Annotated in this window: 15 protein-coding genes, 1 tRNA gene and 1 other annotated feature (1 of these 17 running past the window's edge); of the genes, 10 read left to right on the top strand and 6 right to left on the bottom strand. The window is 61.4% G+C overall.

Annotated features, from left to right (window positions below):
* Positions 1-97 (top strand) — a sequence feature (Phe leader region); it begins 26 nt to the left of the window's first position.
* Positions 98-135: 38 nt separating this feature from the next.
* On the top strand, positions 136-1,308 hold the full coding sequence (gene pheA / locus BN1118_RS04480; RefSeq protein ID WP_043139906.1) for a prephenate dehydratase: 1,173 nt from the start codon (positions 136-138) through the stop codon (positions 1,306-1,308).
* A gap of 60 nt (positions 1,309-1,368) precedes the next feature.
* Here pheA and BN1118_RS04475 read toward each other — a convergent pair whose 3' ends face one another.
* Positions 1,369-1,800, bottom strand: coding sequence for an LPP20 family lipoprotein (locus BN1118_RS04475; RefSeq protein WP_043139908.1), 432 nt, complete (start codon positions 1,798-1,800; stop codon positions 1,369-1,371).
* 15 nt (positions 1,801-1,815) lie between these two features.
* Positions 1,816-2,436, bottom strand: coding sequence for a FlgO family outer membrane protein (locus tag BN1118_RS04470; RefSeq protein ID WP_043554726.1), 621 nt, complete (start codon positions 2,434-2,436; stop codon positions 1,816-1,818).
* 193 nt (positions 2,437-2,629) lie between these two features.
* On the opposite strand from BN1118_RS04470, the gene BN1118_RS04465 reads away from it, so the two are divergent.
* Positions 2,630-3,784 (top strand): flagellar assembly protein FlgT, encoded by a 1,155-nt coding sequence (locus BN1118_RS04465; protein WP_042867056.1) that lies wholly within the window; start codon positions 2,630-2,632, stop codon positions 3,782-3,784.
* A 50-nt stretch (positions 3,785-3,834) separates the two neighbouring features.
* Positions 3,835-3,911: transfer RNA gene (locus BN1118_RS04460), tRNA-Arg, on the top strand.
* A gap of 73 nt (positions 3,912-3,984) precedes the next feature.
* On the opposite strand, the gene rhaM is transcribed toward BN1118_RS04460, so the two are convergent.
* From rhaM to rhaB, 4 genes are all read right to left on the bottom strand, one after another.
* Positions 3,985-4,299, bottom strand: a complete 315-nt coding sequence (gene rhaM, locus BN1118_RS04455; protein WP_043135024.1) for an L-rhamnose mutarotase — start codon at positions 4,297-4,299, stop codon at positions 3,985-3,987.
* Positions 4,300-4,310: 11 nt separating this feature from the next.
* Entirely contained in the window at positions 4,311-5,339 is a 1,029-nt protein-coding gene (rhaT, locus tag BN1118_RS04450) for an L-rhamnose/proton symporter RhaT (protein ID WP_043135025.1), read from the bottom strand.
* Between the two features lie 133 nt (positions 5,340-5,472).
* Entirely contained in the window at positions 5,473-6,732 is a 1,260-nt protein-coding gene (locus tag BN1118_RS04445) for an L-rhamnose isomerase (protein WP_043554725.1), read from the bottom strand.
* Positions 6,729-8,213 (bottom strand): rhamnulokinase, encoded by a 1,485-nt coding sequence (gene rhaB / locus BN1118_RS04440; protein WP_043554724.1) that lies wholly within the window; start codon positions 8,211-8,213, stop codon positions 6,729-6,731. Before rhaB ends, BN1118_RS04445 begins: the two co-directional genes overlap by 4 nt.
* Before the next feature lie 295 nt (positions 8,214-8,508).
* Here rhaB and BN1118_RS04435 point away from each other — a divergent pair, with 295 nt between their 5' ends.
* The 7 genes from BN1118_RS04435 (at position 8,509) to BN1118_RS04405 (ending at position 17,594) form a co-directional block, all read left to right on the top strand.
* Complete coding sequence (locus BN1118_RS04435) at positions 8,509-9,339, top strand: helix-turn-helix domain-containing protein (protein ID WP_043554723.1); 831 nt, start codon at positions 8,509-8,511, stop codon at positions 9,337-9,339.
* Between the two features lie 108 nt (positions 9,340-9,447).
* The gene (locus BN1118_RS04430) at positions 9,448-10,599 is read left to right on the top strand and encodes an iron-containing alcohol dehydrogenase (RefSeq protein WP_043554722.1); all 1,152 of its coding nucleotides are present in this window, start codon (positions 9,448-9,450) and stop codon (positions 10,597-10,599) included.
* 203 nt (positions 10,600-10,802) lie between these two features.
* A complete protein-coding gene (rhaD, locus tag BN1118_RS04425) occupies positions 10,803-11,633 on the top strand; it encodes a rhamnulose-1-phosphate aldolase (protein WP_209428854.1) in 831 nt (276 codons plus the stop codon).
* Between the two features lie 125 nt (positions 11,634-11,758).
* Positions 11,759-12,661: a DMT family transporter gene (locus BN1118_RS04420; RefSeq protein ID WP_043554721.1), complete on the top strand. Its 903-nt coding sequence runs from the start codon at positions 11,759-11,761 to the stop codon at positions 12,659-12,661.
* A 95-nt stretch (positions 12,662-12,756) separates the two neighbouring features.
* Positions 12,757-14,694: a methyl-accepting chemotaxis protein gene (locus tag BN1118_RS04415; RefSeq protein WP_043554720.1), complete on the top strand. Its 1,938-nt coding sequence runs from the start codon at positions 12,757-12,759 to the stop codon at positions 14,692-14,694.
* 509 nt (positions 14,695-15,203) lie between these two features.
* Positions 15,204-16,649 (top strand): OprD family outer membrane porin, encoded by a 1,446-nt coding sequence (locus tag BN1118_RS04410; RefSeq protein WP_043554719.1) that lies wholly within the window; start codon positions 15,204-15,206, stop codon positions 16,647-16,649.
* Between the two features lie 114 nt (positions 16,650-16,763).
* Positions 16,764-17,594, top strand: a complete 831-nt coding sequence (locus BN1118_RS04405) for an SDR family oxidoreductase (RefSeq protein WP_043135036.1) — start codon at positions 16,764-16,766, stop codon at positions 17,592-17,594.
* Positions 17,595-17,638 lie beyond the last annotated feature (44 nt).

The following is a 17,638-nucleotide window of genomic DNA, read 5'->3' as shown; positions in this document are numbered from 1 at the left end:
CTTTCTCGTTTATCCGGCCCACATGAGGGAAGGCCCTGTCGTCGCATGAACAGAAAGCAAAGACGAATCGAGCCTCCCCTAGCGGAGGCTTTTTTTTGCAGCTACCACACTCGATTATTTGGATAGGGAACCACCATGGCTACGCTCGACGAGATCAGACAAGACATCACCCGCTTGGATCAGGAGCTGCTTGCCCTGCTGGCCAAGCGCAAGACCCTCAGCATAGAGGTCGCCCGTGCCAAGCAGGCCAATCCCCGTCCCATCCGCGACACCCAGCGCGAGCAGGATCTGCTGGTCGCCCTGATCCAGAAAGGGCGTGTGTTGGGGCTGGATGCCCAGTACATCACCCGCATCTATCACACCATCATCGAAGATTCCGTGCTCTCCCAGCAGGCTTATCTGCAGAGCCTGCTCAACCCGGAGCAGCAGGAGCCCATGACCAGCGTCGCCTATCTGGGCCCGCGCGGTTCCTACTCCAGCCTGGCGGCTCGCAAGTATCTGGCCCGCTACAAGGATCAGGTGATAGAGGTAAACTGCCAGAACTTTCGCGAGGTGCTGGATGCGGTGGAGTCGGGTCGCGCCGCCTTCGGCGTGCTGCCCATAGAGAACACCAGCTCGGGCTCCATCAACGAGGTGTATGACGTGATGCAGCACACCAGCCTCTCCATCGTCGGCGAGCTGACCTACCCCATAGAGCACTGCATCCTGACCGCAGTGCCGACCGAGCTGGGCCGCATCAAGACCTTCTACGCCCACCCCCAGGTGTTCCAGCAGTGCTCCCACTACCTGAGCAAGCTGGAAGGGGCGCGCCACGAGATCTGCGACTCCTCCTCCAGCGCCATGATGAAGGTGAAAGAGCTGGCAAGCCCGGAGGCGGCGGCGATCGGCAGCGCGGCTGGCGGTGAGCTGTACGGACTGGACGTGCTGGCCGAGCAGCTCGCCAACCAGAAGGAGAACTACAGCCGCTTCATCGTAGTGGCGCGCAAGCCCATCGACGTGGCGCCGCAAATTCCGGCCAAGACCACCCTCATCATGTCCACCTCCCAGAAGCCCGGCTCCCTGGTGGAGGCGCTGCTGGTGCTGCGCAACAACGAGATCAACATGACCAAGCTCGAATCCCGGCCGGTGCAGGGCAACCCCTGGGAGGAGATGTTCTATCTGGATGTGTCCGCCAACCTGCAGACCCCGGCCATGCAGGCCGCGCTGATGGAGCTTACCAAGATCACCCGCTACATCAAGGTGCTGGGCTGCTACCCGAGCGAAGACGTCAAGCCGACCACAGTGCCGCCGGTACTGATGGGCAACTGACCGTTTTTGCCAACAAAAAAGGCGAACATCATGTTCGCCTTTTGTTTTTCTGCCTCGCCGTCAGAACTGACCGGCCATCAACTGGTTGATGTTGTAGAGGGCGCGGGTATCGAGCTCCATCTCGGTGGCATAGGTGTTGCCACGGGGATAGGAGGCCACCACCCGGGCGCCACGCACCATGCCGGCCACGGACACGTCCAGCGAGTTGGAGGTCTGGGTCAAATCCTTGTAGCTGCTCTGGCCCCGCACCTGCTGGCCATTGAGCTGCTCCGCCAGTTCGCGGTAGGCATCCATCTTGGAGGCGCGAATGGCCTGCAACATCTTCTCTGACTGGGACGGCCCCGGCTGAATGTCGATCACCGCGTAACCCACGGCCTTGAGTACCGGGAAGTCATCGGGTTTGTTGTTGCCGCCGCCGTAGTTGACCACCCGATTGCCACCGCTGCACGCGGTCAGCAGCAGGACCAGCAGGCATCCGAACAGGATCTTCATTGCGCTCACTCCTTGTCAGGGGGTCAGATTGACCAGATGGCCGCCGGGACGCGCCTGGCTGTCGCGCATCAGGTAACCGCGATTGATGGATGCCCGGCCAAACGAGTTGTTGGCGCCAAACAGGTATTTTTGCGGGATCAGGCTCTGGGCCGTGGTCTCCACCATCTTGGTCCGCAGATCTATGATGCGGGCATTGACCAGGATCCCCTTGCCATTGCGGCTGAAGGTGCCGGTCAGGATGCGGGAGATGGGCAACCGGGGGGAGAGCTCCCGGTAGTTGCGGCTCATCACGAAGTCACCCTGCGGGGTCACCTTGATGCTGCCAGTCATCTTGAAATCCACCACCACTTCCCCGCGCCGGTTCAGCTCGTAGATAAAGCTCTCCTCGATCTGCTGCCCCATCCAGTTGGTGTCCTGCAGGGTATCGAGATCGACGAAGGAGGAGACGGCGATGGGCTCGGTCAGGGTCGTGAGGGACTTGCGCTCCATCAGCTGATCGGTCATGCGCGCAACCAGCCAGTTTAGCTCCATGCCAGCAGCGGCCTGGCGAGGATCACCCAGATCCCGGTTGATGGGGTCGGAACCACAGCTGGTCAGAGCCAGCGCGAGGGCCAACGCCGTGATGAGTTTGTTCATGGATACCTTTCCTGTATCTGCACCTGATTCGTTATCGGTTCGGCTGGCCAAAGCTTGAGTCGGGAATGAGGCATGGATCTTGCTAATTATTTGCGGTGTGCTGTGCAACTGGCACGGTTCTGTGGTCTGTATCGGCCGGCGCCATCACTTCGACAGGGGTGAGAGGCCGACCCGCATATTCAAGGTGTTTGTCATGAAATTACCGCTGCTGTTAACCCTGCTGCTGGCCAGCCTGTCGGTCCGGGCAGAGCTTATCGAAGCCCAGGGCAGTGCCGCCATCCTGGGGGGCGACGAGGTCTATGCCCGCGAGCAGGCGACCCGCGACGCCCTGCGCCAGGCCCTGCTGGCGAGCGGTGCCGCCGTCTCCAGCATCCAGCGTCTGGAAAACGGCAGCCTGCGCTCCGAGCAGATCCAGATCCGCTCCGGCGGCGACATCCGCCAGTACCGGCTCAAGCGGGAAGAGGTGCGCAACGGCCGCATGTACATCACGGTACAGGCCGATATCCAGGCCGAACGCCAGATCTGCCAGACCCAGCATTACGCCAAGGATTTGACGCTGGTCAGGCTGCGGCTGCGCTACCCGGATCAGGCGAGCTACGGCGCTCTCGACGACATGCCCGCCAACCTGTCCCGTCGCATGTTCGAGACCCTGGCCAACGCGCCGCAAGGGGTGGCCGTACGCCAGTGGCTGGACGAAAACCTGCGCATAGATCCGCTCCACCTGCAACAGGGGGATCGCAGCGCCCTGGAGGAGATCAAGGCCCTCAGCCTGCGCACCGACAGCCAGTATCTGGTGCTCGGCAGCATAGATGACCTCTCCATCGAGCCGCAGGGCAACCAGCTGACCAGCTGGTACGAAGATCCCATTCGCAACTTTCGCATGCAGCTCTACCTGTTCGATGGCATCAATGGCAGCCTGCTAAGCCGCAAGGAGTATCAGGGCCGCGCCAACTGGACCTTCGGCAAGCGGGATCAGATAGGCAGCAGCAGCGGCCAGTTCTGGCAGTCCAGCTATGGCCAGGAGGTGAACTATCAGTTGCAGGAGGCGGTGCAGGATCTGGTCGCCCAGCTCAACTGCGCCCCGGTCACCGCCCGGGTGATAGGCCAGAACGAACGCGGCCCCCACATCAATCTGGGCCGGCGCAACGGCGTCAGGCTGGGGGATCAGTTCCGCATCCAGCACAGCGCCGACTTCATCGACCCCTATGGCAAGTCGCGCATGATGCGCAACCCGGCCGACGGCCTGTTCGAAGTGGTACAGGTATTCGAGGACGGCGCCATCATCAGCACTCAGAACAAATATTCGCCGTTTAACATCCAGATCGGGGATTTGGCAGTATTGGAATAAGAATCAAGGGTTTAAAAGGGAGCGGCTTCTTGTATAATGCCCGCCACAAGGCTCCCGTAGCTCAGTAGGATAGAGCGGTCCCCTCCTAAGGGACAGGCCACTGGTTCGACTCCAGTCGGGAGCACCATATAAAACAAGGGGTTGGCATCATGACGATGCCAACCCCTTGGTCGTTTTTGGGCCGGATGACACACCCGCTATCAGGCCAGATGGAAGAGCGAGGAGAGCTCCATGCTGATCGGGCTGTTGTCGGGGTGCGATGGCATTATCTCTTGCATATAGGCCCACCACTGCTGGCAGATGGCCGTACTGGCCACCTCGCGCCAGCGTCCCTCATCTTCAATCTCGACGTAACCAAACAGCTGACAGCTCTCCGGGTGGAGAAAGATGCTGTAGTTGCTGGCCCCGTGCGCCTTCAGGGTTGCGGCCAGCTCGGGCCAGAGTTCATCGTGACGGCGACGGTATTCCACCTCACAGCCAGGGTACACCGACATCAGGAATGCCTTGCGGATCATCTTGTCGCTCCTTATGCCATGCCCATGCCGACCAGATTGGCGGCACCGACTATCACCAGCATGCCGATGCAGAGGATCCGCACCGGACGAGTGCCGACCCCTTTCCATTCCGCCATCAACAGCCCCACGATACCGCCACACAACACATAACCGCTCATGTGCAACATCCAGTTCACGAAGGAGAGGTGTTCGGGAATGCTGGCTTCGCCCCAGGCATAAAAGAAGAACTGCAGATACCACATGATGCCACCGGCCGCGGCCAGCAAGCCATTGAGCAGCAAACTCCGCGCTGGCTGGGCCAGATCATTGCGCAGTGACAGTTCGGGGCGCGTTGCCAGCCGGATGAAGCAGTAGGCCATGTTGACGATGGCTCCACCGCCCATGATGATGCCGTAGCTCGGCAACACGGCGTAGAGCGGGTTGATGCCAAGTGCCAGCGATGCCTGCCGGATGGGGGCCGCGGCTTCCAGACCGAAGGCAAATCCCGAGGAGAAGATGCCGCACATCACCGCCAGCAGCAGCCCCTTCTTCAGGTTGAACTCCCGGGTAGTCGTGCCCAGGGCAATCTCTTTCTGATGCCCAGCCCAGGTGACTATGCCTATGCCGATCAACGCGACAAAGACACCGAGCAGGGTGATTTGGCCACTGGCCGTGGTGAGCAGCTGACCAAATTCCCCACGCAATATGGGTGGCATCAGGGTGCCCACCACCAGGGTCACGCCGATGGCGATCCCTATGCCCAGAGACATGCCCAGATAGCGCATGGTCAAGCCATAGTTGACATTGCCTATCCCCCACATGGCACCGAACAGAAACATGCCCCAGAATGCCTTGCTGTCCACCACGCTGTAGAAGGCGCCGAAGTCATCGATCAGCGTGGAGGTGACCAGCCAGGGCAACAGGATCCATGAAAACAGGCCGGCGAAGGCCCAGGTGGTTTCCCACGACCAGCGCCGGACCTTGCTGAGGGGCGCATAGAAGGAGGCCGCCGAGGCGGCGCCAACCAGATGCCAACCGATTCCCGATACGATTGCAGACATGAGATGTTCCTTGCTTGAGGTTTGATTGTGTTTTTGCTTCCCGATGGAGGGAAGCGTCCTTGATGACAACCGCGCTGTTTTTGTTGTTTTTCTGACGCCCGCCACACATGGCGGGCGTCGGCAGAGGGTGAACTCAGCGACGAGTGAGCAGCTCCTGCGCCTCGTACTCCTTGACGGCGTCGAGCCAGTCGACGCCCACCGCAACCCCTTCACGGGCGCAGGCGTAGTCCCAGACTGCTTGCCACGGCAGGCTGCGGGTCTCCTCCATCAGGGCCAGCCGGGTCGAGTAATCCCCCTTGCATTCGGCCTGACGCAGCATCTCAATGGGCTCGAGCAGAGCACGCAACAGCGCCTTTTTCATGTTGCGGGTACCGATAACCCAGGCCGCGATGCGGTTGATGGAGGCATCGAAGAAGTCGAGGCCGATATGCACCCGCGCCAGCAACTCATTGCGGATGATTTCATTGGCGATGGCCTGGGTTTCGTCATCCAGCAGCACCACGTGGTCGCTGTCCCAGCGCACCGGGCGGCTGACGTGCAGCAGCAGGTGCCGGACAAACAGGGAGGCCGCGCTGATCTTGTCGCTGATGACCTCGGTGGGGTGAAAATGGCCGGCATCCAGACACAGGGCTATGTCACGGGAGCTGGCATAACCCAGGTAGAACTCGTTCGACCCGACCGTGTAGGACTCGGCGCCTATGCCGAACAACTTGCTCTCCACGGCATCTATGTGGTGCGCCTCGTCGATCCGCTCGGCCAGCACCTCATCCAGTGCCGCCATCAGCCGCTGACGCGGCCCGAGCCGGTCGGCGGGCAGATCCTTCATGCCGTCCGGGATCCAGATGTTCATCACGGACGGCGTACCCAGCGCCTGACCAAAGGAGGCCGAGATACGACGGCTCGCCTTGCAGTGATCGATCCAGAAGCGGCGGATTTCGGGATCCGGATGTGACAGCGTCATGCCATCGGCGCTCAGCGGATGGGAGAAACAGCTGGGGTTGAAGTCCAGACCCACGCCTCTCTCCTTGGCCCAGCTCACCCAGTTGGCGAAGTGCTTGGGTTCAATCTTGTCCCGCGCAACCGGGCCCTCCGCCTCCAGATAGATGGCGTGCAGGTTGAGCCGCTTGGCCCCCGGGATCAGTGACATCGCCAGATCCAGGTCGCGACGCAGCTCGATGGCATCGCGCGCCTTGCCCGGATAGTTGCCGGTCGCCTGAATGCCGCCGGTCAGGGCGCCGGCATCCGCTTCGAAGCCACCGACATCGTCCCCTTGCCAGCAGTGCATGGAGACGGGAATGGTGGCCAGGGTAGTCAACGCCTGTTCCACATCGACGCCGAGGGCGGCATATTGCTGTTTGGCCAGGGCAAAGGCAGTTTCAATATTCGGGTTCATACAACTTCCTCGATTAACGTGTCTGAATGGGTGTGCGCGCAGAGCGCGGCAAAGCGCGTCCGGTAATGGTCCAGCTGCGGGACCTCATGCGGATGCAGGGTGTCGATGCGGGTGTTGTGGCGGATCAGGCGGCGCACGTCCGCCAGATCCTGTAAAAGGCCCAGCCCCTTGAGCTGCCAGCCGATGTTGCCGAGCGCCGAGGCCTCCACAGGCCCGGTGAGCACTGTGCATTGGCAGATGTCGGCGCAAAGCTGGTTGAGCAACCGGTTCTGGGAGCCGCCACCTACGATATGCAACCTGGTGATGGGCTCGCCGGTGACGCTCTCCAGCTCCCTGAGCACCTGGTCGTAGCACAGCGCCAGGCTGTCCAGCACGCAGCGCACCAGCTCGCCCGGGTTCTGCGGCGTGCCCTGTCCCGTCTCCTGACAGAAATGCTGGATGGCGCTGCGCATGCAGGCGGGATTGAGAAAACGTTCGTCGTTGGGGTGAATGAGGTAAGCAAAGGGCTCGGCCTGTTCCGCCTGCGCCACCAACTCTGCGAAGCCCAGCTGCGGCCACAGCGCCTGCAGCCCCTGCACCAGCCACAACCCCATGACGTTCTTGAGCAGACGCCAGGTTCCCTCCACTCCCCCTTCATTGGTGAGGTTGGCAGCCAGGGCGGCAGCATCGGTCAGCGGAGCCTTGCGCTCGACCCCGACCAGCGACCAAGTGCCCGAGCTGATATAGGCAGCGCCGCGTCCACTCAGCGGGGTGGCGACTATGGCCGAGCCGGTGTCGTGAGTGGCAGGCAGGATGACGCTGACCTGACGGCCGGAGGGGCTGATCCAGTGACCCAGCCGGGTGCCGGGGGTGGCGATGGGCTGCAGCCACTTGCCCCCTTCGCCGATCAACCCGATCAGTTCGGGATCCCAATCCCTGCTGCGGGCATTGACCAGCTGACTGGTGGAGGCATTGGTAAATTCGCAGCTGAACTGGCCGGTCAGCCGATAGTGCAGGTAATCGGGGATCAGCAGCAGACGGGTGACCTTGTCCAGCCAGGCCGGTTTTTCATCGAGCAGGGCCCGGATCTGATAGAGGCTGTTGAACTTGAGGAACTGGATACCGCTGCGACGATAGATCTCATCGCGGGACAACTGCTGCCAGACCCGCTCCGGCACGCCGTCGGTACGGGCATCGCGATAAGCCACAGCGTCACCGAGCATCTGGCCCGCCGCATCCAGCAGTACAAAGTCGACCCCCCAAGAGTCGATACCCACCGCATCGAGCGCAATGCCAGCGGCATCAATTTTTTCCAGCCCGAGCAAGATATTGGAAAAGAGCCGTTCCGGTTCCCAGCAATCATGCCCATTGCTATGCACCATGCCATTGGTAAAGCGATGCATCTCCTGCATGGTGATATTGTCATTGACCGGATCATAGCTGGCCCATATTACCCGCCCGCTGGAGGCGCCTAAATCCACTGCCGCAATATTGACTGACATCGAACCGACTCCATAAATTTCGATGTCGTCACTCTAGGTTTCCTGATGGTTGGCAACCTTTCTGTTGTGGCCAAATAAATATGCTCAGCTGGCATAAAAATCGAGAAATAGAAACTGAATGACAATTGTGTGAGTGAGGTCAAATAACGCCACTGCGCAAAAGGAAGCAATCGAGACTTGTTGATAAATAAATGCGAGGTAACTGTGAAAACCCTCACGAAACCCGTGCTATTTGATTGACCGGAGCCGGCGCCTGCGCATATTCACTGCTCATCACCTCATGAAGAGATCGACCATGTTTCGCCTGCAGCAGACCGATTTTTTTGACCACAACAAGGTCATCAACGTATTACCACGCGCTCCGCAGGAACCCTTTCCGGAGCACTGTCATTCGTTTCATGAACTCGTGCTGATCAAATCTGGCTGTGCCATCCACATCACGGACGGCAGCGCCGTGCATATCCGCCGCGGCAGTGTCTTCTACCTGCGCGAAGACGATGCCCACATGTTCGATCAGATGAAGGATCTCTGCCTGACCAATGTGCTGTTCAGGCCGGAGGGATTCCACTTCGCAGACGGGTTGCAAACCCTGCTGCAAACCAGCTGCCATCCGGCCAGTGGCGGACTGCGACTGCCCCCTTCCCTGCAACCGCAGAGCGAGCTGCTGCTGAACCAGATAGCGGCAGAAAACAGCCGGCGAGATGCCTGTTCTCCGGTGATGATCGAAGCACTGTTTTCCCAGTTGGCCGTGCTGCTCTGGCGTACCCGTCAGCAAGGAGGGGAAGCGGGCGGCAAGGGGGAAGGAGATCAGGAAAGGCTGTTGGCCCTCATTAATTATCTCGATGAAAACTATCAGGAAGAGATCGACTGGAGCCAACTGTCTGAACGTTTTTCCATTCCGCTGCGCACCCTGAACCGAAAAATACAGGAATATACTGGCTTGACCCCCAACAATTATCTCGGACGAGTGCGACTCTGCCATGCATCCTGGTTGCTCAGCCATACCAATAAATCGGTTACCGATATTGCCTTTGAGAGTGGATTCAATGATGGAAATTATTTTTCGAGCAAATTTCACCATGCCTTTGAGCTGACGCCACTGCAATACAGAAAACGCTATAAATAAACTTTAATTCTTGGCCACTATATTTCCCTCACGGGCCAAAGGTTAAAGGCCGTCCGCCACAACAAGCTTAATATCCCCTTAATTTCATCCAACGAAGAGGGATATCTGATGGCCTTTGCATTGTGTCTACCCCAGATCAGCCTGTCCGGCAGTGGAGCCATCCACGATCTGGTGCAATTGATGTGCAACCAGCCCGCCCGTCGTCCGCTGATCGTGACCGAGCGAGCCCTGATCTCGCTTGGTCTGCTAGACGGTCTGCTCGGCGCACTGCGTGATCATGGCTTCACCCCCCAGGTTTATGACGGCGTAGAGCCCAACCCGACCGATAAGGTTGCCAGCGCGGCGCTGGCAAACTGGCAGGCCGGGCAGTGCGATGCACTCATCGGCTTTGGCGGTGGCAGCGCCATGGATACCGCCAAGGCGGTGCGCGCCCTGGTTGCCAACCCGGGCAAACAGATCCATGACTTCGAAGGCATCGGCAAGGTCGTCCACACGGGCCCCTTCATGGCCTGCATCAGCACCACCTCGGGCACGGCCGCCGAAGTGACCAGCAATGCGGTGATCACCGACACCCGGCGCAAGGTCAAAATGGTCATCATAGACGCTGCACTGATACCGACAGTGGCAGTCAACGATCCCACCCTGATGGTGGGGCTGCCCCCGGCCGTTACCGCCGCCACCGGCATGGATGCCCTGACCCATGCCATCGAGGCCTATGTCTCCATCGGTGCTCATGTGCTGACCGATCACTCGGCCCTCGCCGCCATCCGGGTGATTGCCGCATATCTGCCGCAAGCGGTGGCGAACGGTCAGGATCTGACCGCTCGCGAGATGATGGCCCACGGCCAGTTCCTGGCCGGCATGGCGTTCAACAGCGCAGGGCTTGGCTACGTGCACTCTCTCGCTCATCAGCCCGGCGCCACCCACAACCTGCCGCACGGCGTGTGCAACGCCATCCTGCTGCCGGTGGTCTGCGAGTTCAATCTGGCCGTCAGGGAGGATCGCTTCGCCGACATAGCCGCCGCCATGGGGGTGGATACCAGCGCCATGAGCAAGGCTGGTGCCGCCGCTGCCGCCATCCAGGCCATTCGCGCACTCTCCGCCCGGGTGGGTATTCCCGGTGGCCTGCATGAACTCGGTATACAGCCTGGGGATCTCGCCGGCTGGGTCGATGCCGCCGCCGCCGATCCCTGTTCCGGCTGTGCCCCCCGGGTGGCCAGCAAGACAGAGCTGCTGGCCCTCTATCAAGCCGCGTTCTGACCCCGAACCCGACACGACAAGCGGCCGCCCTCGGGCGGCCTCTCTGTTTTCAGCAGCCTGCATCCAGCCCTCCGCCCCTTTGTGCACTTCTTGAAAATCCGGCCAACTCCACTCCTGGCTTGGCGCCCCCGTTGAGGCTCGACGCCGCGCCACTGGTTACAGTGGCCCCACTCACAATGGCTCTTCAACGCAAGGTAGAGGAAATGATGCAGCAGATTGAATTCAACGCAGCCGTGCGGGCTGAAATCGAGAAGGTCGTCGAGGTATCCGCCTATTTGTGGCAACGAGAGTGGGCCGAGCGCAACGGCGGCAACATCTCCGTCGATCTCACCGACATCTTTGGGCAGGCGCCCGCCGACCTGAGCCAGTATCCCCACTGCCCCCTGTCCATGGTAGGGGGAGAAGGCACCTTCCCGGCCGACAGCGCCGGTCATGTCTTCTTCGTCAAGGGCACGGGGGAACGCATACGCGAGCTGCGCAGCCCGGAGCTCGCGGGCTGCGTCCTGCGGATCGATGACGAGGCCCGGGGTTACCATATCCTGTGGGGAGGCCGTGGCTTGCACGACTACCAGCCCACCAGCGAATTCATCTCCCACGTGGAAATCGTCATGGACAAGCAGCGCCGGGGCGCAGCCGATCGCTGCGTGGTACACACACATCCGCTCGAGCTGATTGCGCTCTCTCACCATCCCCGTTATGCCCGTGACAGCGCCGCTTACACCCACGCCTGCTGGAAGATGTTGCCCGAGGTGCGGGCCTTCGTGCCACGCGGCATAGGTGTGGTGCCCTACTGCATGCCCGGCAGCCAGACCATGGCGGATGGCACCACGGCCGCCCTGCGCCAGCACGATGTGGCCATCTGGGAAAAACATGGTGCCGTGGCCACAGGGACGGATGCACTGATGGCCTTTGACTTCGTCGATGTGGCGAACAAGGGGGCCAAGCTGCACCTGATGTGTCTCGCCAGCGGTTTCGAGCCGGAAGGGGTCAGCACCCAGGACATGCAGGCGCTGCAGGAAACCTTCGGTCTGTAGCAAGCGGCCGGTATAGGCCCTGCCAGCGGGGCCTATACCGATGCGCGCTCAAAACCACTGCACCTCAGGGAGGGCCGGTCTGCTAGACTGGCCCTCTTTCTATTCATCTTGCAAAGGAGTGTTGGATGTCTGCTTCTTCCTGGTGGGACAGGTCCACCGGTTTTGCGCTGCTGACCATACTGCTGTGGGCCTCGCTGGCGGCGCTCACCTCCCGGATCACCAGCGTGTCACCTCTGGTGCTGGTGGGGCTGGTGCTCTTCTTTTGTGGCGCCGGCGCCCTGCCGTTCTGGCGCCAGTGGCGGGCTCGCCCCATCACCTGGCTGGTCACTGTGGCGGCGCTGCTGTTCTACCATCTGCTGCTGTTCATGAGCTTTCGCCACGCCCCCGTGCTGGAGGCGAACCTCATCAATTACCTCTGGCCCCTGTGCATCATACTGTTCACCCCCCTGCTGCTGCCGGGCCATCCGCTCCATGCCCGCCACCTGCTGGCCGGCGCGCTCGGGCTGGCGGGTTCCGTGCTGGTGATGGTCAACGGCGAGTTGCAGCTGCAGCAGGCCTATCTGCCCGGCTACCTGCTGGCGCTCGGCGCCGCCATCATCTGGGGCGCCTACTCTGTGCTCTCCCGCCGGCTGCCGCCGGCCCCGGCAGTGGTGACGGCGGCGGCCTGCCTGCCCGCCGGATTGCTGGCACTGCTGCTGGCACTCTGGCTGGAAGGGCCGCTGCCCCTCGAACAGATCCCCGCCGGCGACTGGTGGCTGATCCTGGGGCTGGCGCTCGGGCCCATGGGGGCGGCCTTCGTCACCTGGTATCTGGCGCTGCGAGACGGAGATCCCCGTCGCATCGGGGCGCTGGCCTATCTGACCCCGCTGCTGAGCACCTTGGCTCTGGTGCTGCTCAATGGCGAACAGCTGACGCCCCGTCACCTGCTGGCCGGGGCCTTCATCATGGGGGGCGCCCTGCTCGGCATGCTGGGCAAGTCGCCTGCCGCCGGCAAGCAGAAGGAGCCAGCCGCGCCTTCGTTGTCATGATCTCACCGCCCTGCAGCGGCTGTCATAAAAACGCCATCTCTCCTGCTTAAGCTCACGCCGACTTCCATTCCCGTGGCTCAAGCAGGAATCCTGACGTGAAAATAGCCCATTACGCCTCCCTCTCCTCCCTGGTACTGCTGCTGGTCGCCGCCGTGCAAGCCGGCGCCCTGTTTCATGGCTGGCAGCAGCTGAACCGGGCCGAACAAGCCCAGCATCAACACGAACGGCTGCAACAACGACTGACCGGCACACTGCAAGGCACCTTGCGCGACTACCTCGCCAGCGGCGATCCCCTGCGCCTGACTGAGGCCGAAGGGGTGCGCAAGCAGGCACTCGCCCAGCTGGCGCAGCAGGATGCTGCGCTCACAGCCCCGCTACGCGCCCTGCTCGAGCAGATGGGAACGCGCATCGACAACGACTATCTGGCGGCGGGCAAGCTCTCCGGCAACAGCCAGTGGCTGCTGCAAAACGCCGAAAACGAGCTGACCGCCCAGGCCAGGGCGCTGCTGCGTTATGGCCAGCAGGGGGCGACGGGTGCAGATCCGGCCAGCGCGGATCGATACCGCCAGGGTGCCACCGACATACTGGCGGCCCTGCCCGGGCTCGGTCACCTGCGCCAGAACTACATGGAACAGGCCAGCCCCAAGCTGCTGGAGGGACTGACGTTCGAGCTGGCTGCCATGCAAAAGCAGGTGCAGCAACTGGCCGCCCTGCCGCTGCTCGGCCTGTTTGCTGCGCCGCCTGCCGACGAGTTCACCCTGGGTGAGCCGGAGCGCAAGGAGCTGGGCGATCTGCCCAAAGCCGAACTGCTCTCCCTGCTCACGCGCTACCCGCAAGAGCTGGAAAACAGCCGCAAGGCGCTGCAACAGCAGCAGACTGCCCGCCAGGCGGTGCAGCAGGACATCAGCCAGATGTTGCAGGCCACCAACCAGATGGGGGCCGAGCTTGCAGCCGGGCGGCAGGCGGTCCACCAGGAGCTGGCCCTCATCCTCGGCAGCCTGGCGCTCTGTCTGGTGCTGGTCGCGCTGCTGTTTGCCCTGGTGCAGCGCCGCTGGCTGGTCACGCCGCTGCTGCGGCTGCGCGGTGCTTTTCTGCAACTCGACGAGACGGGTCAGGCCGAGACCCTGCCCCAGGGGCGCGAGCGCAACGAACTCGGCGACATAGTCGCCAGCTACAACCGCCTCATCATGCGCCTGCAACAGGAGCAGCAGCAAAAGGAGGGGCAGCTGTCGGCGGTCTCACTGAGCCTGCAGGGCATGGTCAATCAGGTCGAAGAGATCCACCACAGTACGCGCACCACCGAGCAGGCGGTGGACGAGGGGGATCTGATGATGAACGAGCTGAACCAGCTGGCCGGCGAGGTGCATCAGGTGGCCGCAGAGATAGCGCAGCACGCCCAGCACAACGAGCACTCCATGAGCCAGAGCGAGCAGTTGGTGGGAGGCATGTTGCAGGCCACGGCCCAGACCGGGCTTGCCATCGACGAGAGCTGTGGCGCCCTGACCCAGCTCAAGCGCTCGGTGGATGATGTCACCGCCATCGTCGACGTGATAGGCCACATAGCCCAGCAGACCAACCTGCTGGCACTCAATGCGGCCATAGAGGCGGCACGGGCGGGGGAACAGGGGCGCGGGTTTGCGGTGGTGGCCGACGAGGTGCGCCACCTCTCCGCCGATACTCAGCGCTCCCTTGGCCAGATCACAGAGATCCTGACGCGGCTCACCCAGGCGGGAGATCAGCTCGGCACCGTGCTGGCGCGGATCACCTCGGAAGCAGCCGCCCAGCGCCAGCAGGCGGAGCAGTTGCGCCAGACCACCCAGGCGGTGCGGGAGATGGCGCGCAGCACAGCCGTCATAGCGCTGCAAGGGGCGGACAACGCCAAGAGCCAGGAACACAAGCTGGCCAGCTTCGCCGATCTCATCGCGCGCATCAGCCAGCACGCCCGCCAGGGCAGCCGGCTCTCGGTGCAGGTGTCGGAGCACATCCATCATCAAGCCAGCCAGATCCCTCGCATCCTCGGCCATCAGGCCTGAATCTTCCGTCCGGCTCCCCTTCCGAGTCCCCTGCCCCCGCCCCCAAAGCGGGGGGCATATCTTTTTTTGTGCCACAAAATTATCTGTTGCATACAGGTTAACGAAAAAAGTTATGCCCCTTGTGAGAGATCCGCCCGCGTCGCTGAACAATTTCACCTGAAAACGCTATCAGCGCCGATATGAGCGGGCTGGGAGTGTCCACAACAAGATCCATGATTATTTGCACTCGGTCATATTTTTGAAACTTGGTGGGAACTTTTCATTGATATTTCGCACCGCGAACGTACTCTTGGAATTGTCCGATAGCCAAGAATCGGAACACAAAAAATAAAATGATGTGATGAACAGAACTGCCCACCGCAGATGTGCCAAGACGTCGCGGCCGCAGACGAGCTACCAGAAATTTTTTGCCCTACGGGGTTTTGATTGCAATGCCAATACCGAGCGGCGGGCCATCGCCTGACTGCCGGACAAAAAAGCTAAGTCCATAAAATCAGGAGCAATACAAAATGGAAAAAGTGATCTTCAAGCGTGCCGCATTGAGCGCAGCCGTTGTTGCCGCCTTGGTCGCCCCCGGTATGGCATTCGCTGCCGACGAAGCCGGTCCTGCCTATGCTGCCGCCGCCAGCAAATTCTATGAAGAAGGCAAACTCAACGGTGGCCTCTTCTACTTCCAGCGTGATCGTCAACGTATCGATGGCGACCCGACTGCCGCCAAGAAAGAAGGCAAATACCAGTCCAACCTGAGCCACGCCACCACCCAGGCCTCCCTTAACTTCAACTCGGGTTATGCCTGGGACATAGTCGGTATCGACGTGGGTGGCTTCGGTGCCTATGACCTGGCCGTGACCGAGAACCATGCGGTCAACCAGGAGAACGAATTCTCCTTCGCCGGCAACAAGTGGGGCGAAAACTACAAGGATGGCTCCCCCGAAGGTGGCTTCAGCCTGGCCAACGCCTCGCTGAAACTGAAAGCACTGGACGGTGCCATCACAGCCAAGGGCGGTCTGACCCAGCTCTACGTACCGGGCGTGATCGGTGTGAACTGGTCCTATCAGCCGGGTACCTACCGTGGTGGCCAGATCGAGGGTAACTTCGGTGGCCTCTACCTGACCTACGCCATCGCCGACGAGTACAAGTCCCCCTGGTACAAGGAGACCCAGAAGTTCTCCCGCGCCAAGGCATGGATGGATCCGTTCGCCGATGAAAACGTCATCGACTACATCCAGGGTGTAGCCGCACGTTATACCTTCGAAAATGGCACCGCCATCACCGGCTCCTACGGTAACTCCGAAAAATACATGGACAGCTACCACTTCAAGCTGGCCCATAAATTCGACGTGCTGAACGGCCTCTCCACCAGCTATCAGTTCTACGGTTCCGAAACCGACACCTATCAGAAGGGTGGTGCCGACATCGAGACCTATGACGGCATGGCATGGCAACAAGCGCTGACCGCCGCCTGGGGCACAGGCCCGTACGGCTTCCGTCTGGAAGGTCTGTGGACCAAGGCCGAGGGTAACGAAGGCAACTACCTGCCCCGTCTGACCCGTGGCTACGGCAACTCTCAGGGCGCGAACGAAATCTGGTGGGATTCCCGCTCCGACTGGAACGCGAACAACGAGAAAGCACTGTTCTTCGGCGTGACCCGTTCCCTGGATGATCTGGTGGGTGCACCTGGCTGGTCCGTCGGTGTCTCCGGCGCCTACGGCTGGGATATCCAGAAAGGCGACGGCACCAAGGCCACCAACGGTGAAGATACCGAATGGGCAGCCAACTTCGACGTCATGTACACGGTGCAGGATGGCAAGCTGAAAGGCACCCTGTTCAAACTGCACTACACGGATTACAACAACGACATCAGCCAGGGCGGCGGTTGGACCGAATACCCGAACATCTTCGCCTCCGAGCATGACGTCAAGTTCCACATCATAATGCCGTTCACCATACTGTAAGCAGGTGGTAGAACCTCAGCAAACCGGGCCACGTGGCCCGGTTTTCTTTTTTGTCGCGCTCGGGCTACCATGCCCGCTTCGGCCAGGCTCTGGTCGCCAACAAGGATGACCTTTATGCCCCACCCCTTCGTGCTCATCACCGGCTGCTCCAGCGGCATCGGCCTCGCCGCCGCCAAGGCGCTCGGGGTTCACGGCTTCACCGTGATCGCCTCCGCCCGCAAGGCCGACGATGTGGCACAGCTGCAACAGCAGGGTCTGCTGGCGGTTCAACTGGATCTCGCGGACACCGCCAGCATAGAGCGGGGGGCGGCAGAGGCGCTGGCGCTGGCGGGGGGCCGTCTCTATGGCCTGTTCAACAACGGTGCCTATGGCCAACCCGGCGCGCTGGAGGACTTGCCCACGGAGGCACTGCGTGCCCAGTTCGACACCAACCTGTTTGGCTGGCACCACCTGATACGCCAGATACTGCCGGCCATGCTGGCGGCAGGAGAGGGACGGATAGTGCAGAACAGCTCTGTGCTGGGGCTGGTGGCCATGAAGTATCGCGGCGCCTACAACGCCAGCAAGTTTGCGCTGGAAGGGTATACAGACACGCTGCGCCTGGAACTCGAAGGCAGCGGCGTGCACATCAGCCTGATCGAGCCGGGCCCCATCGATACCCGCTTTCGCGCCAATGCCCGCGCCGCCTTCGTGCGTCATATAGATCCGGCCCAGAGCCGCCATCAGGGTGCCTATCGCCAGACCCTGACCCGGCTGGAAAAAGAGGGAGCCACCAGCGGTTTCACGCTGCCAAGCGAAGCCTGCATACCGCCGCTATTGCATGCGCTGCAGAGCAAGCGGCCAAAGCATCGCTACCCTGTCACCTTTCCGACCCGGCTGTTTGCGGTATTGCGCCGCCTGCTGCCAAGCCGCTGGCTCGACAGGATCCTCGCCAAGTCGGCCTGATCCCGTTGGAGGATATGGGCATCCAGCAACCCAGGTCGGGTTGG

Origin of the sequence: Aeromonas bestiarum (assembly GCF_000819745.1) — a bacterium.
Classification (GTDB): domain Bacteria; phylum Pseudomonadota; class Gammaproteobacteria; order Enterobacterales; family Aeromonadaceae; genus Aeromonas; species Aeromonas bestiarum.
Note: the sequence above shows the minus strand (reverse complement) of the source record. Positions and strands in the feature narration are given on the sequence as shown.

What these genes read in the sequence shown, in the direction of transcription:
- rhaM (WP_043135024.1), bottom strand. Translation starts at nt 4,299, where the DNA reads ATGATCCGCAAGGCATTCCTGATGTCGGTGTACCCTGGCTGTGAGGTG.
- BN1118_RS04430 (WP_043554722.1), top strand. Translation starts at nt 9,448, where the DNA reads ATGGCCTTTGCATTGTGTCTACCCCAGATCAGCCTGTCCGGCAGTGGA.
- rhaB (WP_043554724.1), bottom strand. Translation starts at nt 8,213, where the DNA reads ATGTCAGTCAATATTGCGGCAGTGGATTTAGGCGCCTCCAGCGGGCGG.
- BN1118_RS04420 (WP_043554721.1), top strand. Translation starts at nt 11,759, where the DNA reads ATGTCTGCTTCTTCCTGGTGGGACAGGTCCACCGGTTTTGCGCTGCTG.
- BN1118_RS04405 (WP_043135036.1), top strand. Translation starts at nt 16,764, where the DNA reads ATGCCCCACCCCTTCGTGCTCATCACCGGCTGCTCCAGCGGCATCGGC.
- BN1118_RS04445 (WP_043554725.1), bottom strand. Translation starts at nt 6,732, where the DNA reads ATGAACCCGAATATTGAAACTGCCTTTGCCCTGGCCAAACAGCAATAT.
- pheA (WP_043139906.1), top strand. Translation starts at nt 136, where the DNA reads ATGGCTACGCTCGACGAGATCAGACAAGACATCACCCGCTTGGATCAG.
- BN1118_RS04470 (WP_043554726.1), bottom strand. Translation starts at nt 2,436, where the DNA reads ATGAACAAACTCATCACGGCGTTGGCCCTCGCGCTGGCTCTGACCAGC.
- rhaD (WP_209428854.1), top strand. Translation starts at nt 10,803, where the DNA reads ATGATGCAGCAGATTGAATTCAACGCAGCCGTGCGGGCTGAAATCGAG.
- BN1118_RS04410 (WP_043554719.1), top strand. Translation starts at nt 15,204, where the DNA reads ATGGAAAAAGTGATCTTCAAGCGTGCCGCATTGAGCGCAGCCGTTGTT.
- BN1118_RS04435 (WP_043554723.1), top strand. Translation starts at nt 8,509, where the DNA reads ATGTTTCGCCTGCAGCAGACCGATTTTTTTGACCACAACAAGGTCATC.
- BN1118_RS04475 (WP_043139908.1), bottom strand. Translation starts at nt 1,800, where the DNA reads ATGAAGATCCTGTTCGGATGCCTGCTGGTCCTGCTGCTGACCGCGTGC.
- BN1118_RS04465 (WP_042867056.1), top strand. Translation starts at nt 2,630, where the DNA reads ATGAAATTACCGCTGCTGTTAACCCTGCTGCTGGCCAGCCTGTCGGTC.
- rhaT (WP_043135025.1), bottom strand. Translation starts at nt 5,339, where the DNA reads ATGTCTGCAATCGTATCGGGAATCGGTTGGCATCTGGTTGGCGCCGCC.